Genomic DNA, 19,894 nt, shown 5'->3' with positions numbered 1-19,894 from the left:
CATCTGGCAGCGGCGTTAACGGCGGGTGCGCTTACCCTTACCCGCCCTACGAAAACCCTGCCCCCTAAATCCGCTCGCCATTGCTCGCGATCACCTGCTGATACCACGTGAAGCTGCGCTTCCTGCGCCGCGCGAGGGTGCCGTTGCCCTCGTTGTCTTTATCAACATAAATAAACCCGTAGCGTTTTTTCATCTCGCCGGTGCCGGCGCTCACGATGTCAATTGGCCCCCACCAGGTGTATCCCATAATCTCGCAGCCGTCCGCCACGGCTTCGGCCATCTCCTGAATATGCTGGCGGCCATACTGAATGCGCGCCTCGTCGTTGAACTCGCCGTTTTCATCGGCGATATCCTCGCCGCCGTAGCCGTTTTCCACGATAAACAGCGGTTTCTCGTAGCGGTCGGCCAGCTCGTTACACACCAGCCGCAGCCCGACCGGATCGATAGGCCAGCCCCAGGCGGTTTTCTCAAGGTACGGATTGTCCTCGCCCATCGCGCCGCCGGTGTCCACACGCATCTGCGCGCCCGCTTTATGCAGCACGCTGCGATAATAACTAAAGCCGAGATAATCCGAAGGGTATTGCGCCAGCAGTTCGGCATCACCAGGACGAATATCCAGATGAATGTCGTTATCACGAAACAGCCGTGTTGCGTAGGCCGGATAATGCCCGCGCATCATCACGTCGGCGTAAAACAGCGAGCGGCGGCGCAGCTGGTAGGTGGCGAACACGTCATCCGGGTTGCAGGTGGCCGGGTAGACGGTGCTTAACGACAACATACAGCCGATTTTCGCCTGCGGGATAATCTCGTGGCACAGCTTATTGGCGAGCGCGTTGGCGACAAACTGATGATGATTGGCCTGGTAAATCGCCTGCGGCGACGCGCCTGCCTCCACCGCGCCGGTGGCGAACGGCATCCGGTTCATGTTGTTCAGTTCGTTAAAGGTCATCCAGTATTTGACCTTATGCTGATAGCGGCGAAACACCGTCTCGCAGTAGCGGGTGAAGAAATCGATAAGCTCGCGGTTCTGCCAGCCGCCGTATTCCTCAAACAGCGCCAGCGGCGTTTCGTAGTGGGAAAGCGTAATCACCGGCTCAATGCCATATTTCAGCAGCTCGTCGAACAGGGCGTCGTAAAAGGCGAGGCCCGCCTCGTTCGGCGTCAGCTCATCGCCGCGCGGGAAGATACGCGACCAGGCAATCGACGTGCGAAAGCATTTGAAGCCCATTTCGGCGAACAGTGCCACATCCTCTTTGTAGCAATGATAAAAATCGATGGCCTCGTGGCTCGCGTAATAAAGAGTCGGGTCAATCACCGCGTCGTGTTTGCCGGAGGCGATGCCGCCGCGCACCACGTCGGCGATGGACGGCCCCTTGCCATCCGCATTCCACGCGCCTTCGGCCTGATTGGCGGCAATCGCGCCGCCCCATAAAAAGTTATCCGGGAAAATCGCCATGTCTGCTCCTTAATCGCTGAGATCTGCGCCGTTCGAGGCGATGACTTTTTTGTACCAGTGGAAGCTTTTCTTGCGCGAACGCGCCTGGGTGCCGTTGCCCATGTCGTCCTGATCGACGTAGATAAAACCGTAACGTTTGGAGATCTGCGCGGTGCCGGCGCTCACCACGTCAATCGGTCCCCACCAGGTGTAACCAAAGAGCTTCACGCCGTCGGCAATCGCCTCCTGCATCTGACCGATATGCTGGCGCAGATACTCAATGCGGTAGTCGTCGTTGATGGTGCCGTCAGAGGCGGGCGTATCTATCGCGCCGAGGCCGTTTTCGGCAATAAACAGTGGCTTCTGGTAACGGTCGTAAAGCTGGTTGAGCGCCAGGCGCAGCCCTTGCGGGTCTATCTGCCAGCCCCAGTCGCTCTGCGGCAGATACGGGTTGCGAATGCCGCCGGTGATGAGATTGCCGGTCACGCCTTCAAGCTGCTCCGGGTGCGCGCTGACGGTGCTCGACATGTAATAGCTGAACGAGACGTAATCGACCGGATAGAGGCGCAGGATCTCGTCGTCGCCCACCAATTTTTCCAGCCGGACGTTTTTTTCCGCGAACATACGTTCGGTCCAGGCCGGGTAGTAGCCGCGCGCCTGCACATCGCTGAAGAACAGCGAGACGCGCTGCTCCTCTTCGCACGCCTGCAAATCGTCCGGGTGACAGGTGCGCGGGTAGAGCATCTGGTAGCTTATCATGCAGCCCACCTGCGAGCCGGGGATTATCTCGTGACACGCTTTGGTCGCGAGTGCGCTCGCCACAAACTGGTGGTGCGCGCCCTGATATTTCGCCTGCTCCAGATGCGGATGATCTTCTTCAATCACGCCGACGCTGACGTACGGGTGGTGCTTCACGCAGTTGATCTCGTTAAAGGTCATCCAGTATTTGACCTTTTTGCGATAGCGTGTGAAGACGGTGGTGGCGAAGCGCACATAAAAATCCACCAGCTGGCGGTTGGGCCAGCCGCCGTAATCAGTCACCAGCGCGAGCGGCATTTCGTAGTGCGAAAGTGACACGATCGGCTCAATATTGTGCTTTCGCAGCGTGTCGAAAACGCGGTCGTAAAAGGCGAGGCCCGCTTCGTTCGGCTCGGTCTCATCGCCGCGCGGGAAAATACGCGTCCAGGCGACAGACATGCGAAAGCATTTAAAGCCCATTTCGGCAAACAGCGCGATATCTTCTTCGTAGCGGTGATAGAAATCGTTGCCCTTGCGCTTCGGGTAATATTTCGTGCTGTTGAGGTCCTGCGCCTCCGCCACCTGGCGGTGGGTCATGCCGAGCCACTGATCGAGCCAACGTTCTTTGGGCGTGCTGACGTCAAAGGTGTAGACATCAGAGACCGACAGCCCCTTGCCGTCGACGTTCCACGCGCCTTCAAGCTGGTTAGCGGCGGTCGCGCCGCCCCACAAAAAATCCTCAGGAAATGCTCTGGAAAAGGCCATGCTGTTCTCCCTTAAGCCGCCGCGGCGGTCAGTTTCAGAAAGGCTTCACGGGGTGCCACGTCGCCCTGTTTTAACGGGCTTATCTCGCCGTAGCAGTCGGTATTGGTGACGATAACAATGACGCTCGGGTCGATGTTGAGCGCGTTGAGCGCCGCCAGATCGAAGCTGATTAACGGTTGTCCGGCCTCGACGAACGCTCCGTTCTCTACATGGCGGGTAAAGTGCTGGCCGCCGAGTTTCACGGTGTCGATGCCGATATGAATTAAAACCTCTGCGCCGCAGTCGCTTCTGAGCGTCAGCGCATGGTTGCTGTCGAAAACCGATTCGATGCGCCCGTTCACTGGCGAGAGCAGCTCGCCGTTCTCGGGCACGATGGCGATGCCTTTGCCGAAGATTTCATCGGCGAAAACCGGGTCGCTGAGTGAGGAAAGGGGCGTGAGACGGCCGCTCACCGGCGCGAAGAGTTGCTCCTCGCGGGCGAGCGCCATGGGGCTGATTCCCGCCACTACTTCCGGCTCTGCCGACGCTTCAGCGGGCTCCTCAAAGCCCAGCAGGATGGTAATAAGCGCCGCGGCACAAAAGGCAATCGCCAGACTCGCCAGCGCCCACAGGAACGTGGGGCCGACGAGCGCCGGAATGCCCGGAATACCGCTTAAGGCGAAGGCGTACGTTTTCACGCCAAGCGCCATTGCAAACGCGCCGCCGCAGGCACCGCCAATAAGCGCCGCAGCGAAAGGGCGCTTAAAGCGAATGTTAATGCCATACATCGCAGGCTCGGTGATGCCCATCGCGGCGCTAAAGCTCGTGGAGAGCGCCAGCGTTTTGATTTTTTTATTGCGGGCGCGCAGGAAGACGCCGAACGCCGCGCCTGCCTGGCCCATATTGGCGACGTAAAAGAGGATTTTGAACGGGTCGTAGCCGAGCTTGCTTATATTGTTGATAACAATCGGCACCAGCACGTAGTGCATACCGGTAATAATCATCAGCGACAGCGTGCCGCCGACGATAACCCCCGCCAGCCAGCCCATGTTCGCCACCAGCCAGATAATGCCGCCGGAGAGCGCATTGCCAAGCAGAATACCGGCCGGGCCAATGGCGATAAGCGTAACCGGCGCGACAATCACCAGGCTTAGCAGCGGCACAAACATCGTTTTCAGCACAGCGGGCATCAGGCGGTCGATAAACCGCTCGACGTAACTGAGCAGCAGCACCGCCAGCAGAATAGGAATGACCGACGAGGCGTAAGAGACGCTGGAGACCGGCAGACCGAGAAACGCGACAGGCGCGCCGGATTTCAGCAGGGTGGTGAGCGTTGGGTGAAACAGCGTGGCGGCGAGCGCCACCGCCACATAGGGGTTTGCACCGAATTTATTCCCGGCGCTGAAGGCGAGCACCAGCGGCATAAAGAAAAAAACGCCGTCGCTTATCGCCATCAAAATTTGATACGTCTGGTTGCTGGCCTGCACCCAGCCCAGCGCGAGGCAGAGCGACAGCACGCCTTTGAGAATCCCCGCGCCGGCGATGGCCGGAATAATCGGCGAAAAGATCCCCGCGAGCCCCTCCAGCACCACGGAAACCGGGTTGCGGCGCTTCGGCGGCGCGGCCGCTTTTTTAGCCTCAAGCCCCGGCAACTGCGCGAGGATCGCCTGGCAGAGCGGCGCGACTTCGCTACCGATAATCACCTGGAACTGATCGCCTGAAAGATTAACGCCCATAACGCCGTCGAGATGTTCAAGCGCCGCGCGGTCCACCTTTTCAAGCGAGACCAGCGAAAAACGCAGGCGGGTAATACAGTGATAGAGCGAAAGAATATTCGCCTCGCCGCCGAGATGGGTAATTATCTGGCGCGCAGTATGCGGGTAGTGCATGGCTATTCCTCTCCAGAATGAAACCCTGCGGTTTCATTAAACAGTCGCCGGTATGATGACCGGCACGTTGCTGCCTCTGGGGTTTGCCTGAATAAACAGTAACAAGCCTAAAGGGAATGCGCTAAACGGTGTACGACGTTATCGATATGCACCGTTAAATAGAGCTTTTCCGAATGCGTCATCGCGTGGCGATAATTCTTTTCCACAAATTCGCTAATGGCTTCCACGCACGCCACGGTATTTTTATACCGCTGCTGTACCATCGCGAATAATTCGCTGTCGTCGTTTTCCAGCCGCTGGCCCTCTATTACCCGCTGGGCGAAAAACTTCACGTGGGTAATAAAGCGCTGGTAATTGAGCGACTGTTCATCGGGGCCGACGGCGAACCAGTATTTTACAATATTCTGGATCTGATAAATCAGCCGGATAATGTCGTTGATCTTGCCTTTCGGATCGTTAAGCCCGGCGTTCACAATATGCAGCGCGATGCTGCACGCCTCGCTGTCCGGCATCAGCACGCCGGTGCGCGCGGCAATCAGCGCCAGCGCCTGACGTCCGATGGCGTATTCTTCCTGATAAAAATGTCGCACTTCCCACTGTAACGGGTTGGCGATTTCAATGCCTTTCTGGCGGCGCTCAATGGCGTAAAAAAGATGATCGGCGAGCGTGACATAAATGCCTTCGCTTAATTTTATGCCGGGCGTCTGGCGCGCCAGCGCCACAATATCGTCGGTGAGCTGAACGATTTCTACCGGTATTTCATCCAGCAACACTTTAAAACGCGCCGAGACCGTATCGTCATGCAGACGAAATGTTTTCTCAATATGGCTGCTATTGACCGTTTCGCCCACGCGTGCGTTAAATCCAAGCCCCCGGCCGGTGACAATGACTTCCTGGCCGCGTTCGTCGACGGCGCTGACGACATTATTATTAAGGATTTGCTTAATGATCATCGCCGACTCCTGAAAGCAAAAACGGGCAAAACATAAATACAGGCACCAGGGAATTCCCCGGGGCTGCATTCAGGTTTTGCCCGCCGAACGGTAACAAGCACAATGCAATGTTAAAAAACCTAACACCCGCCTGGTATTCGGTCAATGAATGACCCGCGATTTATGATTAGCGTGACGATAATTTGTGATCCGCCTTGCGAATCGGGCCGCGCCGCGCGGGTAAAAAAAGGTTCAGCTGGCGGTGGAAAAGTGCCACAATAGTGGCTGTTTATACAGTATTTCAGGGCTTCAGATGGCATTAACCGCCGCGCAGAAATCGCAAATCGCCGCCTGGTATAAGGCGCTTCAGCAGCAAATTCCGGACTTCATTCCCCGCGCTCCGCAGCGGCAGATGATTGCGGAAGTGGCGAAAACCCTCGGCGGCGATGAAGGGCGGCATCTGGCTATCGAGGCGCCGACCGGCGTTGGCAAAACGCTTTCTTACCTGATCCCCGGTATCGCCATCGCCCGCGAAGAGCAAAAAACGCTGGTGGTGAGCACCGCCAACGTGGCGTTGCAGGATCAGATCTTCAGTAAAGATCTGCCGTTGCTGCGCAAAATCATCCCTGAACTGCGCTTTACCGCCGCCTTCGGGCGCGGGCGTTATGTCTGTCCGCGCAACCTCGCGGCGCTCTCCACCGACAGCGCCTCGCAGGGCGACTTGCTGGCGTTTCTTGACGACGAGCTGACGCCCAACAGCAAAGAAGAACAACAGCGCTGCGCGAAGCTCAAAGCCGATCTCGACAGCTACAAGTGGGACGGCCTTCGCGATCATACCGACCAGGCGATTGACGATAACCTCTGGTCGCGGCTCAGCACCGATAAAGCGAGCTGCCTTAACCGCAACTGCCATTACTATCGTGAATGCCCGTTCTTTGTGGCGCGCCGTGAGATTCAGGAGGCGGAAGTGGTGGTCGCCAACCATGCGCTAGTGATGGCGGCGCTGGAAAGCGAATCTGTTCTGCCGGAGCCAAAACATCTACTGCTGGTGCTTGATGAAGGCCACCATCTGCCGGACGTCGCCCGTGACGCGCTGGAGATGAGCGCCGACATCAGCGCGCCCTGGACGCGGTTGCAGCTCGATCTCTTTTGTAAGCTTGTCGCCACCTGCCTTGAGCAGTTCCGACCCAAAACCGTGCCGCCGCTCTCCACACCGGAGCGGCTGAACAATCACTGCGAAGAAGTCTACGAGCTGGTCGCCAGCATGAACCGTATCGTCGGGCTGCTGCTGCCGCCGGGCGAGGAGAGCGAGTTTCGCTTCCCGATGGGCGAGCTGCCGCAGGAGGTCATGGAAATCTGCGAGCGGCTGGCGAAGCTCACCGAAAACCTGCGCGGGCTGGCGGAGCTTTTCTTAAACGATCTCAGCGAAAAAACCGGCAGCCATGACATCGTGCGTCTGCACCGGGTGCTGTTGCAGATGAACCGCGCGCTCGGCCACTTTGAAGCGCAGAGCAAGCTCTGGCGGCTCGCCTCGCTGGCGCACGCCTCCGGCGCGCCGGTCTCGAAATGGGTGACGCGCGAGACCCGCGAAGGGCAGCCGCATATTTTCTTCCACTGCGTGGGCATTCGCGTCAGCGATCAGCTGGAAAAGCTCATCTGGCGGCAGGTGCCGCACGTGGTGGTGACCTCCGCCACGCTGCGCTCGCTGAACAGCTTCGCGCGGTTACAGGAGATGAGCGGCCTGCGCGATAAAGCGGGCGACCGCTTCGTGACGCTCGATTCGCCGTTTAATCATATCGAGCAGGGCAAAATTGTGATCCCGCGTCTGCGCCATGAGCCGCTGATGGAGCATGAAGAGGCGCACCTCGCCGAGATGGCGGCCTATTTCCGCGCGGAATATAAAAAGGGCGAGCATAAAGGGATGCTGGTGCTGTTCGCCAGTAACCGCGCGATGCAGACCTTTTTGTCCTTTGTGCCCGATCTGCGCCTCGGCCTGCTGGTGCAGGGCGATCAGCCGCGCTATCGGCTGGTGGAGCTACACCGCAAAAAAATAGAGCAGGGCGAGGCGAGCGTGCTGGTGGGGTTGCAGTCGTTTGCTGAGGGGCTTGATCTTAAGGGCGAACTGCTAAGCCAGGTGCATATCCATAAAATCGCCTTTCCGCCGGTGGACAGCCCGGTGGTGGTCACGGAGGGCGAATGGCTGAAAAGCCTCAACCGCTACCCGTTTGAAGTGCAAAGCCTGCCCGCGGCGTCGTTCAACCTCATTCAGCAGGTGGGGCGGCTTATCCGCAGCCACAGCTGCTGGGGCGAAGTGGTGATTTATGACCGCCGCCTGCTCACCAAATCCTACGGCAAGCGGCTGCTGGACGCGCTGCCGGTGTTCGCGATTGAGCAGCCCGAAGCGCCGGAGGCGTTAATCAAAAAAGCCCCAGCAAAACGCCCGGCAACAGGCCGCAAGGGCGCGCCTGCCCGGCGACGCAACGCTCACCGGTAAGTAAACGTCACCTGGACCGCCGTATCGAATGAGCCTGGTGCGAAAGCGTCGGTGGTGCGGATGTACCGTGCGCTAAAGTCCCAGGTGGCGCTGTGCGTCGTGGGGTCGACGGGCGCAGTGGCGGGTTCACCGTCTGGCAACATATACATTCCGCTGTTGCTTTCAATAATCTGTAACGCCAGCCCGCGTCCTGTACCATTATTTAAATAAGCGTTATTTTCATGCGGATCTCTTACTCCGCTAAAGGCAGCCTCAACGGCTGTGATCGTTGCAGGGCAGTTGATCACGCTCAGTTCAAAAGGCACTCTCGGCCCCCAGTCGTGGGGTTGTGAAAAGTCGCTGGCCAGCGCCTCACCCATTTCTACCGTTTTGTTTTTACTGCCACCTTCCACTTCACAGGACGCTGCCATAATGGCACCGTTAATTTGCAGATGAATATCGTCGGCCAGTGCCTGCGCAGCGGTGATGGTAAGGATCATCAGTATCAGTATTTGTTTCATCGCCCAGGCTCCCCTAGCGGTAAGCGACCGTAATCGTGGCGACGGCGTTAGCCGAGCCCGGCGTTACGGTAGCGGCGGTCTGGTAGTACTGGAGAGAGAACGGAATTCTGAGCGTCGTATTCGCGGCAGGAATATCACCGACCATTACGTAATGGTCAAAATCGGTATTCTGCGCATCGGTGAGGATCTGGACGCCAATACCTGTCGCGTTCCCTGCCTCCGGAGTCAGATTAATGACGGAAGGCTGTGTGGAGGCATAACCGTTGGCGCTGGAGACTTTTATGCCCACGCTGACCGGGTTATTACAGGTGGCGCTGACATCGAAATTGTACCAGCCAGAGCCACTCCCGATACCTTTAAACACAGAGGCAGGAACATTACCAAGGGGAATGGTGAGGCTTTTCGGATCCACGGAGCAGGTGACCGATTTATAGGTAATATTGCCTGCGTAGGAGATATTGTTCGGTGTGCCGATCGGGGCCTGGTTATAAACACCCACGCCAAATACCGTCTGCGACTGCTGGAGCGAGCCGGAGGCGATACTGTCCGAGGTTTTTACCAGCGCCAGCGTCACGTTAAAGTTAAAAGTATTATTACCATCGCTGGAGACATACCCCAGTGGGGTATTACGGGTATCGCAACTGATGCCACCGCCAACAATGCGCTGGCCGCGATCGTTAATTAAGGTAATCCCGATACCACTCACGCCCGTACTATAAACACCCGGCATGCCCGAAATTTCGCTGCCGCTACCGTAATAACAGCTAATGATCACCTGACCGGAGTAAGCCGTGCATGAGCCGTGGATATTCACGGTTTCGTCACTACCAGGTATGACAGAGCCCACCGGCAGAGTACTGGAAACCGCGATGGAGGCGACGGAGATAGTGTAAGGCATCATCGGCGCAGTGCAGGATGCCGCTTTAGCATGGGGCATAAACAGAAAGCTGCCTGCAAGCACCAGCAGCGCGCTGAACAGTTTTAGGATTCGCATATAAAGTTTCCTGATAACGCGCATTACACACACTGCGCGGAAAACGTGATAAAGGGAGTGCTGCTATTTTGTGAGGGCAGATGCCAGGTGGCCGCGCAGTGCTGGCTGGCGTCTTTTCCCCAGCTCACCTGCAACGTGCCCTGCGGTTGCAGGCCGGTCAGATAGACCTGACCGTCTTCACCAACGATAAACGCTTCTTCGACACCCTGTGCCGTCGCGGTCGCACCAAACGGCACAGGAGCACCATCTGCACGCCGTAACGTCATCAATGCGCGTGCGCCGGTACGGGTATCAAAGTGGGCGCGCACTACCGCGCCGCGTGTTGGCGTTACGGTCTGTACGGCCTGCGTGACATCGGCGTCGGCGGGCAGCGTTTCGGTGTCGAGTGCTATGGCGTTGCGACGATAAGGGCTGACGAAAGGTACGATGGTGTAGCCGCGGCCGTCTGTCGCAATGCCGGTCTGGTTAGCGATAGCGGTGTTATTTGCACCAGGCGCTTCCACCAGCGCGACGGTTTCCCCCATCTGCTGGCCGAACGTAATCCCGTGTGAATGGGCAATAATGCCGCCCTGGAAGCCGTAGTGGATTTGACGCTGGTGGCTGTCCTGACCGTAACCGGCGCTGGCTTCGCCATAAGCACCTTTATAATCCGCATTCAGCGAGGTGTTATTCGCAAGATCCTGGCTGTCATGGCTTTGCTGGATATTCCAGTTCAGCTTGTCACCGGCCAGTGCTGTTCCGTTCATACCGATATTTTGCGTGGTTCCCTGCTGACTGTTATTCAGGCTATAGCTCGCCCAGGTATCAGGCAGCCAGCGTTCGAGCGGTACGGAGAGGGTAAAGGACAATACGCGATCATTTTGTCGAATGGCGTTATCGCCTGTCGTGCTCGCGGTATTACGGTTCAGGCTGTAATTGAGCCCGTAGCTGATGCCATGCCAGCTATTGTTGTAACCGAGGCTGAGCGACGCCATTGCCTGGCGGCTGTTCCAGTAATTTTCTTTAAGCAGGCTGACGTTTAAGGAACCCAGCGAGTCACCCAGCGGTTGCTCAAGAGTAAGCTCGGTACGCTGCCTGCGGCGCAGCGGATTATCCCACTGGTTATCGGAGCGCAGGGCGTCAAACACCTCCTGCATCCCGTAATAATTTTCGCTACTAAAGCGGTAGCCCGCGACCGAGAGCGTGGCACCGGTCAGTGCGAGATCCTTACTGTAGCGGACGCGCCATGAGCGCCCCGTATGCTTATCTCCCAGTGCGAGTGTGGAAGTAGCCTCTGTCATATCCAGCGACAGCGCGCCAAACTTGCCCAGATTTTCACCGACGCCTAAAGCCAGCGCATGGTAAGGCTGGCTTGCCTGAATACCGCCGTAAAGCGTGAATCCGTGCGGCAGCCCATAAATTGCCGAGCCCTGAATAAAGGGTGTCGGTAACACCTTATCGTCATAAGAACGATAGCGCCCGCCGGTAAGGCTGTATTTCAGCCGTCCTTCACGTTGCAGAACCGGGACAGAAGCGTAAGGCACCACGAAATGCTGTTCGCTGCCGTCACTCTCTTTCACGGTAACGTTCAGATCGCCGCTGCCGCCGCTGGGATAGAGATCGTTAATCTCAAACGCGCCGGGAGCGACGTTATTCTGGGAAATCACGTAACCGTTCTGGCGAATGATGACCTGCGCGTTACTGCGCGCAATACCATGTACCACCGGCGCATAACCGCGCAGCCCGTCCGGCAGCATGTCATCATCAGAGGCGAGCTGTGCGCCGGTAAACGGAATGCTGTCAAAAACATCCGCCGGTGAACTGCTCTGCCCAAGCGTCAGCGCGCCCTTCAGGCTGACAATATCGCGTTGTGCGTAGGTATAGACGGACGAAAACGCCTTTTCGGTTTCCTGGTTGTCGTCGCTTTGGCGCCACGTCGAATAGTTACGCAGTCGCCACGGGCCAAGATTAATGCCTGGGCGCAGGTTGGCGTAAAGATCGCGACTGTCCTGGGTGCCAGGCGTCAGCGATTTCTGGCTTGATCCATTCAGGCTGTAGTTCAGCAAGAGCGCATTGATACCTTCGTTAAACTCCTCCGGGGGAATATACCCGCGCGGCACTTGCCCCAGCGCGCTCTGCGGTATGCTGAGCTGAAGTTGCTGGCGGCTCACGTTGAAATGCGCGCTGGCGGAAGGAATAACCGAGAGGTCGGCACACTGTGCAGGTGCCTGCAACGCGTCGAAAGCGTCAGTTTTTACGCCGAAGCTTTTTAAATCCTCTGCCGTCAAACAGGGCTGTAAAACGCGACTGCCATCGGTGGCGGTCGCCAGCGTAAACGTGACGTCACGGGTATCGATACGGTTATTATTCACGTAAATATCCACACGATATTTTCCCGGCGCCAGGCCCGGCCCTTTTTCATAAAGGGTAAGGTCGGTTTTTTCCTGATTCGGGTTATCAATATCCAGTAGTGCCGGATTAAAATAATCATCCGCCCTCGCAGGTGCCAGCGGCAGGCCTGTACAAATACAGGCTATTAGCAGCGCTAAATGACGGGTGCGAAAAACGCCTGGCCGTCTGGCTTTATTGAGAAGCATGATAATTACCGTATTAGTAAAATAATGGAAACGGCGTGGTGTTAGATATTCTGCGACCAGTTTTTACTGATGGCGCCGAAATCATTAATGATGTTCCATGAAATTGAACCGTGTTTTACACCTTTGGTTAAGGGATAACGGCTTTCACCTTTTGGAACGGCGAAATTGATATCGCCTACTTTATTTCCGTTAATCGTAATGTTGTTAAAATTCATATAAAAAGGTGTCGGGTTTTCCACCACCAGCGTATTTCCTTCGGTGTGCCACTTGAGCGCGCTGGCGACATCTTCCGGTTTACCACTGACTGACGCTGGCCGATACATCAATTTGATACGCGTTTTAATAGCAATTTGCAGTCGGTTCACGCCTTCGATTTTCGCTGCTGAAGGAATAGATTTGATATTTAACCAGTACAGCGATTCACGATCCTCCGGCAGATTGCCGCCGGTACGTACTACGCGCAACGTATTATCCTGATGGGCATCCAGTCGAAACAGCGGCGGTGTCACCATAAACGGTGCTTTAGCCGTGTCAGGCGTGTCGGTATCCACCCACGACTGAATTAAATAGTTAATGTCATCATTATTCGTCACAGGCACAGACGCTTCTTTTTTATCGCCAGAATAGACCACACGGGTTCCGCCAACAATAACGCCTGCCTGGGCCGCCGTTGTCGCCATCAATAATGCTGAAATAACGAGTAATTTGCGCATAATAAAAAGTCTCTTTAAATAAGGGCTATTAACGGCCATGAGAATCGGCTAATAGCCCATCGGGAATCAGTTGTACGTTACGGTAAAGGTGGAAGAGCCATTGGCGGTACCGGCGGTAACCGCCGCGCCGGTCTGAATATAACGGGCACCAAATTCCAGATTATTGGTCGCCGTACCGGTTTGCAGCGCGTAATCCGCTGAGGCGGTATAGAGATCCAGCGGTGTGCCATCGGCATCTACCAGTTGAATGCCAACACCGCTGGCCTTACCTGTATCGCCCGTCAGAGCCAGAACACTTGCATTATTGCTGTCCGCATCGCCACCGAATTTGATGGAGGCTGTGGTCACCTTGCCGGACAATTTTTTAATTGCAGGAAAAAACTGGTGATGTTGGTTGTCGAGCCAACGCCGGTAAACGCGGTTTTAGAGACTTTCCCGAGGTCTACGGCCAGTGGACTGCTCTGGCTGTTAACGACTTCACAGGCGGCATCAAGGATTTCGCCGGTAAAGTTTACCTGGCCTTCACCGCTTGCTGCCGCCCAGGTAAGGGAAGAAGAGCAGGCCAGCGCGGCCAGCGTGGTGGTAAGCAATATCTTTTTCATCATGGATCCTGAGTCAGGAGAGAACAAAGTCTTAAATCATTAAGACGTGAATAATTTCGATGAAAAATATGCTTCTGATTAAGCTCAGGCTCCAGTTATGAACACTTAACGATTCTTTTAGTAAATAAATACAATTTAAATTCCGGGAAATTATCGTGCCTGAAAGGCAGCGTAGGTTATGCGACGTTTTTGCAGGATATTTGGCATATCAGACGGTTAACTTGTATTGTGCAAAATGGCGGGGCGTCGTCTGCGGTGAGGATACGGCAACGCATCGCAGAGAAATATTCATCAGGGCTATGATTAAGGGGAGCAGAGGGAGGATAAGATGGATTATCGCGACATTATTAAAGAGATAGGCCGGGGCAAAAACCACGCCCGCTCGCTGGACCGCGAAACGGCCAGAGCGCTCTACAACCATATGCTGGATGGCGATGTGCCGGATCTGGAGATGGGCGCGATTCTGATCGCGCTGCGTATCAAAGGCGAGGGCGAGCAGGAGATGCACGGCTTTTACGACGCGATGCAGCAGCACACGCTGCGTCTGTCGCCGCCGATGGCAAAACCGATGCCGGTGGTCATCCCCAGCTATAACGGCGCGCGTAAGCAGGCTAACCTGACGCCGCTGCTGGCGCTATTACTGAGCCGTCTCGGCTTTCCGGTTGTTGTACATGGTGTCAGCGACGACCCGACGCGCGTGCTGACTGAGACGATTTTTACGCTGATGGGCATCGCGCCGACGCTGCATGCAGGCCAGGCGCAGGCGAAACTGGATGGGCGCGATCCGGTCTTTATTCCCGTTGGGGCGCTCTGCCCGCCGCTCGAAAAACAGCTGGGTATGCGCTGGCGGCTTGGGGTGCGCAATAGCGCCCATACGCTGGCGAAGCTCGCCACACCGTTTGGCGAATCTGAGGCGCTGCGCCTCTCCAGCGTCTCGCACCCGGAGTATGTGAATAAAGTGGGGCAGTTCTTTATCGATATCGGCGGACGCGGCCTGCTGATGCACGGCACGGAAGGCGAAGTGTATGCCAACCCGCAGCGCTGCCCGCAGATCGCGCTGATTGAGAATCAGGCGATGCGTATTCTGCTGGAGCGCCAGAGTGAGGCTGCGGCAAGCCCCGTGGCGCTGCCGGAGGCGAAAGACCCCGAAGTGACAGCCCGCTGGACCGAGCGCTGCTTATCCGGGCTGGAGCCAGTACCGGAATCGTTAAAAACGCAGATGGCGTGCGTGCTGGTGGCAAGCGGCGAGGCGCAGGATATCCCGTCGGCGCTGGCGCGTATCGCACAGACGTTTTGACGAAAAAAAGCCCGCAGCATCCGCCGCGGGCAAAAAGGGTAACAAAGGGTCAATTAAGGGTAATGAAGGTATCAGTCAGCGCGTGGCAATCAGTTGTAAATAACCGCGGTGCCGCTTGCCAGATCGTTGGTGCGGGCAGAGGTGATGCTGTACGCCTTCGCGCCCGCCGCTTCGGCTTTGGCCGCCAGCGTATCGTTCAGTTCATCAAGGGTGCGTGCGCCCTGTGCGGAGACGACGCCGATTTTGTTCAGGTTCTGCGCCTGTGCAGGGCTCACCTGCTCGGCGGCGCCGGCAGCAAAGGTAAAGGCGGAAAGGGTAAGTGCGGCTACAGCATATTTGATGGCTTTCATAGGTGTTCTCTCGCAGTTTGTTCTGTAAATAACGGGTTGTTCCGTTGATGTGATGATTGTCACATTCACGAGCAGAATATAAAACCGAAGAGAATTGACAGCCTTATTCTAAAAATTTGAATGTAATATAACCAGTTGAATCACTTAGAAATATCCCCTTTCTGCCACGCTTCTTTACACGCCCTTACCGTCCCGCTGCATAAGGGCACAAATGGACACATCGAAACGGTAAAAGGGTGTATATGGACAGCCGAAAGCACCTAGCGAAGCTGGCTGTCTTTCGAACCACGGCGGTTATAGAGGGAGTAGCGCTGGCGGTGCTCGTCCTCTTTTTGCTGACAGTTAACGCACAGACGCACACCCGGAATCGCCTTGCGGCGCGCTTCGGGGATGGGCTCGTCGCACATCTCACAAAATTCAAGACTTTCGCCGCGTGGCAGGTCGCGTCGCGCGCGCGCCACGGCATCTTCCACGGTGCTGTCGATTTGATCCTGCACCGCGCCGTCATTTGCCCAACCTGAAGCCATAAGACCTCCTCTGTGGTTAAACACAGTAGTTATTATAGCAAAAACGGGGTGTTCTGCCGGGAATGGCCCGCCGTGGCGGGCGTGGCAGCGGTTAACGGGCGTCAGGGCGAACGAGATCGAAGCGCTGAGCGTCATCGATACCGTAATAAGCGCTCGGGCCGCCCGCGCGCAGGATCGGCTGCGCTTTCGACGTCTGGTAGATGCCGTCTTCGAGCAGCGTGTCGGCGATATGCACTGCCACCACTTCGCCCAGCACCAGCCAGGTGTCGATAGGCTCGCCGCTCGCGGAAGTGAGCTGAATGCACTGGCTTAAGCGGCACTCAAAATTCACCGGGCTTTCGGCGACGCGCGGCGCGCGCACCAGGCGCGAAGGCGCGGCGGTCAGGCCCGCCCGCACAAACTCGTCTTCGCCGTGGGGCAGCGAGGCGGAGGTTTCGTTCATCGCCACCGCCAGGTCGCGCGTCGCGAGATTCCAGACGAACTCTTTGGTTTCGGCGATATTTTTCACGCTGTCTTTCCAGCCGTTGCTGGAGAAGCCAATAATCGGCGGACGATAGTTAAAGCAGTTGAAGAAGCTATATGGGGCAAGGTTGCGGTGGCCTGCGCCGTCCTGTGAGGCTATCCAGCCAATCGGGCGCGGGCCGATGATGGCGTTCAGCGGATCGTGTGGCAAACCGTGGCCGCGTGCCGGTTCGTAGTAGTAGCTCATAGTATTCCCCTGGGCAAAAAAACTATCATAGCCGCCCCGCTAAATTTTGCCGCGCTTATTTACCAGGGGCGGGTCAGCGGGTATTGTACGCGCCCACACAGGAGGAAGCCGATGAACCGCAAACCGGGCCTGCACCCACGTAACCGCCACCACAGCCGCTATGATTTCGACGCGCTGACAAAGAGCTGTCCGGCGCTTGGCGCTTTTGTCCGCCCGTCGCCCGCAGGCGAGCCGACAATTGATTTCGCCGATCCGCAGGCGGTGAAAACCCTGAACCAGGCGCTGCTGGCGCACTTTTACGGCGTGCGGGAGTGGGATATTCCTGAAGGGTTCCTCTGCCCGCCAGTGCCTGGCCGCGCGGATTATATTCACCACCTCGCCGATCTGCTTGCCGAAGGCAACGGCGGGGCGATGCCCGCGCAGGCGAGCGTGCTGGATATCGGCGTTGGCGCGAACTGTATTTATCCGCTCATCGGGCAGCATGAATATGGCTGGCGCTTTACCGGCACCGATACCAGCGATGAGGCGATCCGCAGCGCGAGCGCGATTATCGATGCCAATCCGGGGCTGAACCGCGCGATCCGCCTGCGCCGCCAGAAAACCCCCGGCGCGATTTTCAACGGCATCATTCACAAGAATGAGAGCTACGACGCCACGCTGTGCAATCCGCCGTTCCATGACTCCGCCGACGCGGCGGAGGCGGGCAACGCGCGCAAGCGCCGCAACCTGGGGCTTGCGGCGGATTCAGGGCTGAATTTCGGCGGCCAGCAGCAGGAGCTGTGGTGCGAGGGCGGCGAGGTCGGGTTTATCACGCAGATGATCGCCGAGAGCAAGCTGTTCGCCCGTCAGGTGCTGTGGTTTACCACGCTGGTGTCGAAAGGCGATAACCTGCCGCTGCTCTACCGCGCGCTGGAACAGGCCGGGGCGGTGAAAGTAGTTAAAAAAGAGATGGCGCAGGGGCAGAAGCAGAGCCGTTTTATCGCCTGGAGCTTTCTCGATACGGCCCAGCGCGAACGCTGGGCACAAAACCGCCTGCGGTAATTATACCGTCGGGTTGGCGGGCGGCAGCGCGCCGCCTGCCGCTGCCTGTGCTTCGGCCGCCGCCGCGGCATCCGGCATCGGCTGCATTACCTGCACCGTCTGTACCGGCGGGCGAATGCCGGCCAGATCGAAGTGTTTTTTCACCATTCCGTCGAGCGCGAAGCGCACCGTCCACTGCTTGAGCGGCTGGGTGGTGAACGTCACGCGGATCGTAAAGGCGGTATTGGTCAGCCCGACGATGCCCACTACGTTTGGCTCGCCTATCACCAGCATACGGATATCTTCTTGCTCCATCAGCTCATCTACTGCCGCGCGCAGGGCGCGGTTGGCTTTTTCAGTATCTTCAAACCTGTCGACATCATAGTTCGCGACAAACGAGCCGATACCGCGCACGAAGTTCGCGAAGGTAGTGATCGATGACCATGGAATGATGTGGTACGCGCCGGTATCCTGGCGCACGCCTACCGAGCGGATCGACATACGCTCAACCGTCCCCGTAAGCGGGCCGATCGTCACCAGATCGCCGGTGTTCATGCCATTTTCAAACTGAATAAAGATGCCGGTAATAATATCTTTCACCAGCGTCTGGGAGCCGAACGACACGGCGAGGCCCAGGGCGCCTGCGCCCGCCAGCAGCGGTGCGATATTCACGCCAATCTCCGAAAGCACAATCATGATGGTAATGGTGCTGATGACCACCGCCAGCGCGTTTCGAAACAGCGTCAGCAGCGTGCGGGTGCGGGCGCTCGGCATCGGGCGGCCGTGAATATCGGAGGCGAGGCGGCTCTCGATAAGGCTCGCCAGCAGCGTCCAGCCGACGGCGGAGAAGAACACGATAAGCGAAATGCGAATTAAAATATCGACGGCTTTCTCGCCCGCGCCGACGGTGAGCCACGTCCAGAAATCAAACAGTCCCCAGGCATTGAGCAGCAGCATCACCGCCACGCAGACGGTAAGGAAGCGCGCGAGCTTCAGCGAGACCGACAGCCAGCCGTTGAGGCGCTTTTGCAGCTCCGGGTAGTTGCGCTGCACCGGCGGCGAGAGCGTAATGGTTTTGCTGAGCCAGCGGGTGAATACGCCGCAGATAAACGCCGCGACGCTCACAATCGCCAGCGTTTTCAGCGACGCGCCCATCATCGTTTTCAGGCTGTTGCCCGGATCGAAGAGCGAAAAGAAAAAGAGCACGATGAAATAGGCGCTGGCGAGCCAGTGCCAGACCAGCGCAAACGCGCGGATAAACAGGCTGAAAAAGGCGAGCGAGCGGTCCGCGAGACGCGTCAGCCCGGCGGTGATGGCGCGCTTGTTATGAAAGATGAGATAAAGCGCCCAGGCGGTCATCGTCAGCATGATGACAACATTCGCCAGCGCGCCGATTTGCACGTTGATTTGGGCCGAGATAATCGGCACCGCTACCAGCAGGCCGTAGCCAATCAGGCTGCTCAGCCCGCTTAAGCGCAGGTGCCAGTAACGCGCGCTGGCGTCGCTGATAACAAACGGGCGTAGCGACGGGAAACGCGGGGAGAACATGAGGCGTAAAATCGCTTTGAAAAACTCGATAAGCGCGAAAGCGTTGAGGAACAGTCCCTGCTGGCGGGCGATGGTGCGGCTGCCGGCGTTCATCATCTCTATAGCGAGCTGGCCGACGAACAGCGTCAGCGCCAGCAGCGCGAGATCGATAAGAAACGCGAGGATAATCATCAGTGGTAGCTGAACCCAGCTCGCCCGGTGGATGTTTTTGCGCCGTCCCCACTGGCCCATTTTGCGGTACAGCGGAATGGCGCAGGCGCGCACCGCGAAGTAAAAGAGGAATACCGAGACCGCGAGCAGGCTGAAATGGGTCAGCGCGTTTAAAAACGTTTTTTCGTTGAAAGCCTTATGCGGCGCGTTGGTGATATTGCGATGTAACTGCTCGAAGCGCCCGGCGAGTTCGCCGCCGTAATGACGAGTGACCTCGGTGACGTTCTCCAGCACCGTTTTATCTTCTTCATCATTAACCGGCGGCTTGATGACCGGCGTTGGCTGGTCTGCGGGCGTCGCCGCCGCCTGGCGCAGTTGCTCGATAAGCGCTTTGCGGGAGGCGTCGTTTTCGAGCACGTCCGCGAGCGCTGCGTAAGCGGCTTTCTTTTTATCGGCATCGGGCTCGGCGGGCGGTGCCTCGCTTTTCTGCGTGGTTGACGCGCCCACCACCGCAGCGGGCAGGCTTACGGCATTGGCTGAGACGCTAAACAGGCTGACAAGCAGCAGCAAAATCCACGGCACGCTCTCCTCCGGCTGAGAAAGTGACACAAAGAGGTAAGTATAGTGCCCGGATAAGCGAAGCCCGGAAAAGAGGAGTATTCCGCAGCGGGTTTAA

Annotated in this window: 15 protein-coding genes and 1 pseudogene; 3 read left to right on the top strand and 13 right to left on the bottom strand. The window is 57.3% G+C overall.

Translation table 11 applies throughout. The annotated features are described in order from the left end of the window. Positions 1-64 precede the first annotated feature (64 nt). The 4 genes from AFK66_RS12870 to licT form a co-directional block, all read right to left on the bottom strand. Entirely contained in the window at positions 65-1,456 is a 1,392-nt protein-coding gene (locus AFK66_RS12870) for a glycoside hydrolase family 1 protein (protein ID WP_007782236.1), read from the bottom strand. 9 nt (positions 1,457-1,465) lie between these two features. After that, the gene (locus AFK66_RS12865) at positions 1,466-2,938 is read right to left on the bottom strand and encodes a glycoside hydrolase family 1 protein (protein ID WP_007782238.1); all 1,473 of its coding nucleotides are present in this window, start codon (positions 2,936-2,938) and stop codon (positions 1,466-1,468) included. A gap of 11 nt (positions 2,939-2,949) precedes the next feature. Then, positions 2,950-4,806 carry a beta-glucoside-specific PTS transporter subunit IIABC gene (locus tag AFK66_RS12860; RefSeq protein WP_023899108.1) on the bottom strand — a complete coding sequence of 619 codons (1,857 nt, stop codon included), beginning with the start codon at positions 4,804-4,806 and terminating at the stop codon, positions 2,950-2,952. Positions 4,807-4,913: 107 nt separating this feature from the next. Then, positions 4,914-5,759, bottom strand: coding sequence for a BglG family transcription antiterminator LicT (licT, locus tag AFK66_RS12855; protein WP_032969685.1), 846 nt, complete (start codon positions 5,757-5,759; stop codon positions 4,914-4,916). A 292-nt stretch (positions 5,760-6,051) separates the two neighbouring features. Here licT and dinG point away from each other — a divergent pair, with 292 nt between their 5' ends. After that, positions 6,052-8,232 (top strand): ATP-dependent DNA helicase DinG, encoded by a 2,181-nt coding sequence (dinG, locus tag AFK66_RS12850; RefSeq protein WP_023899106.1) that lies wholly within the window; start codon positions 6,052-6,054, stop codon positions 8,230-8,232. Here dinG and AFK66_RS22840 read toward each other — a convergent pair. The 5 genes and pseudogenes from AFK66_RS22840 to AFK66_RS12825 all read right to left on the bottom strand — a co-directional run bounded on the left by AFK66_RS22840 (position 8,223) and on the right by AFK66_RS12825 (position 13,617). Next, positions 8,223-8,732: a fimbrial protein gene (locus tag AFK66_RS22840; RefSeq protein ID WP_023899105.1), complete on the bottom strand. Its 510-nt coding sequence runs from the start codon at positions 8,730-8,732 to the stop codon at positions 8,223-8,225. The two genes, dinG and AFK66_RS22840, sit on opposite strands and share 10 nt — an antisense overlap. A 13-nt stretch (positions 8,733-8,745) precedes the next feature. Continuing rightward, positions 8,746-9,726 carry a fimbrial protein gene (locus AFK66_RS12840; protein ID WP_032983196.1) on the bottom strand — a complete coding sequence of 327 codons (981 nt, stop codon included), beginning with the start codon at positions 9,724-9,726 and terminating at the stop codon, positions 8,746-8,748. A 23-nt stretch (positions 9,727-9,749) separates the two neighbouring features. Further along, entirely contained in the window at positions 9,750-12,302 is a 2,553-nt protein-coding gene (locus AFK66_RS12835) for a fimbria/pilus outer membrane usher protein (RefSeq protein WP_007782248.1), read from the bottom strand. A 41-nt stretch (positions 12,303-12,343) separates the two neighbouring features. Further along, positions 12,344-13,015: a fimbrial biogenesis chaperone gene (locus tag AFK66_RS12830; RefSeq protein WP_007782250.1), complete on the bottom strand. Its 672-nt coding sequence runs from the start codon at positions 13,013-13,015 to the stop codon at positions 12,344-12,346. A gap of 66 nt (positions 13,016-13,081) precedes the next feature. Continuing rightward, positions 13,082-13,617 (bottom strand): annotated as a pseudogene (locus tag AFK66_RS12825) (fimbrial protein). 328 nt (positions 13,618-13,945) lie between these two features. On the opposite strand from AFK66_RS12825, the gene ybiB reads away from it, so the two are divergent. Then, complete coding sequence (ybiB, locus tag AFK66_RS12820) at positions 13,946-14,914, top strand: DNA-binding protein YbiB (RefSeq protein ID WP_007782256.1); 969 nt, start codon at positions 13,946-13,948, stop codon at positions 14,912-14,914. Between the two features lie 89 nt (positions 14,915-15,003). Here ybiB and ybiJ read toward each other — a convergent pair whose 3' ends face one another. The 3 genes from ybiJ to AFK66_RS12805 all read right to left on the bottom strand — a co-directional run bounded on the left by ybiJ (position 15,004) and on the right by AFK66_RS12805 (position 16,500). Beyond that, positions 15,004-15,264, bottom strand: coding sequence for a DUF1471 family protein YbiJ (ybiJ, locus tag AFK66_RS12815; RefSeq protein ID WP_007792040.1), 261 nt, complete (start codon positions 15,262-15,264; stop codon positions 15,004-15,006). A gap of 260 nt (positions 15,265-15,524) precedes the next feature. Further along, entirely contained in the window at positions 15,525-15,791 is a 267-nt protein-coding gene (locus AFK66_RS12810; protein ID WP_004385894.1) for a DksA/TraR family C4-type zinc finger protein, read from the bottom strand. A gap of 91 nt (positions 15,792-15,882) precedes the next feature. Then, positions 15,883-16,500: a flavin reductase family protein gene (locus tag AFK66_RS12805; protein ID WP_007782261.1), complete on the bottom strand. Its 618-nt coding sequence runs from the start codon at positions 16,498-16,500 to the stop codon at positions 15,883-15,885. Between the two features lie 111 nt (positions 16,501-16,611). Between AFK66_RS12805 and rlmF the strand changes: the two genes are divergently transcribed. Further along, the gene (gene rlmF / locus AFK66_RS12800; RefSeq protein ID WP_023899100.1) at positions 16,612-17,541 is read left to right on the top strand and encodes a 23S rRNA (adenine(1618)-N(6))-methyltransferase RlmF; all 930 of its coding nucleotides are present in this window, start codon (positions 16,612-16,614) and stop codon (positions 17,539-17,541) included. On the opposite strand, the gene ybiO is transcribed toward rlmF, so the two are convergent. Further along, entirely contained in the window at positions 17,542-19,800 is a 2,259-nt protein-coding gene (gene ybiO / locus AFK66_RS12795) for a mechanosensitive channel protein (RefSeq protein WP_032983481.1), read from the bottom strand. Between the last annotated feature and the right edge of the window lie 94 nt (positions 19,801-19,894).

Origin of the sequence: Cronobacter malonaticus LMG 23826 (assembly GCF_001277215.2) — a bacterium.
GTDB classification, from domain to species: domain Bacteria; phylum Pseudomonadota; class Gammaproteobacteria; order Enterobacterales; family Enterobacteriaceae; genus Cronobacter; species Cronobacter malonaticus.
This window is presented reverse-complemented; position numbering and strand designations above follow the sequence as displayed.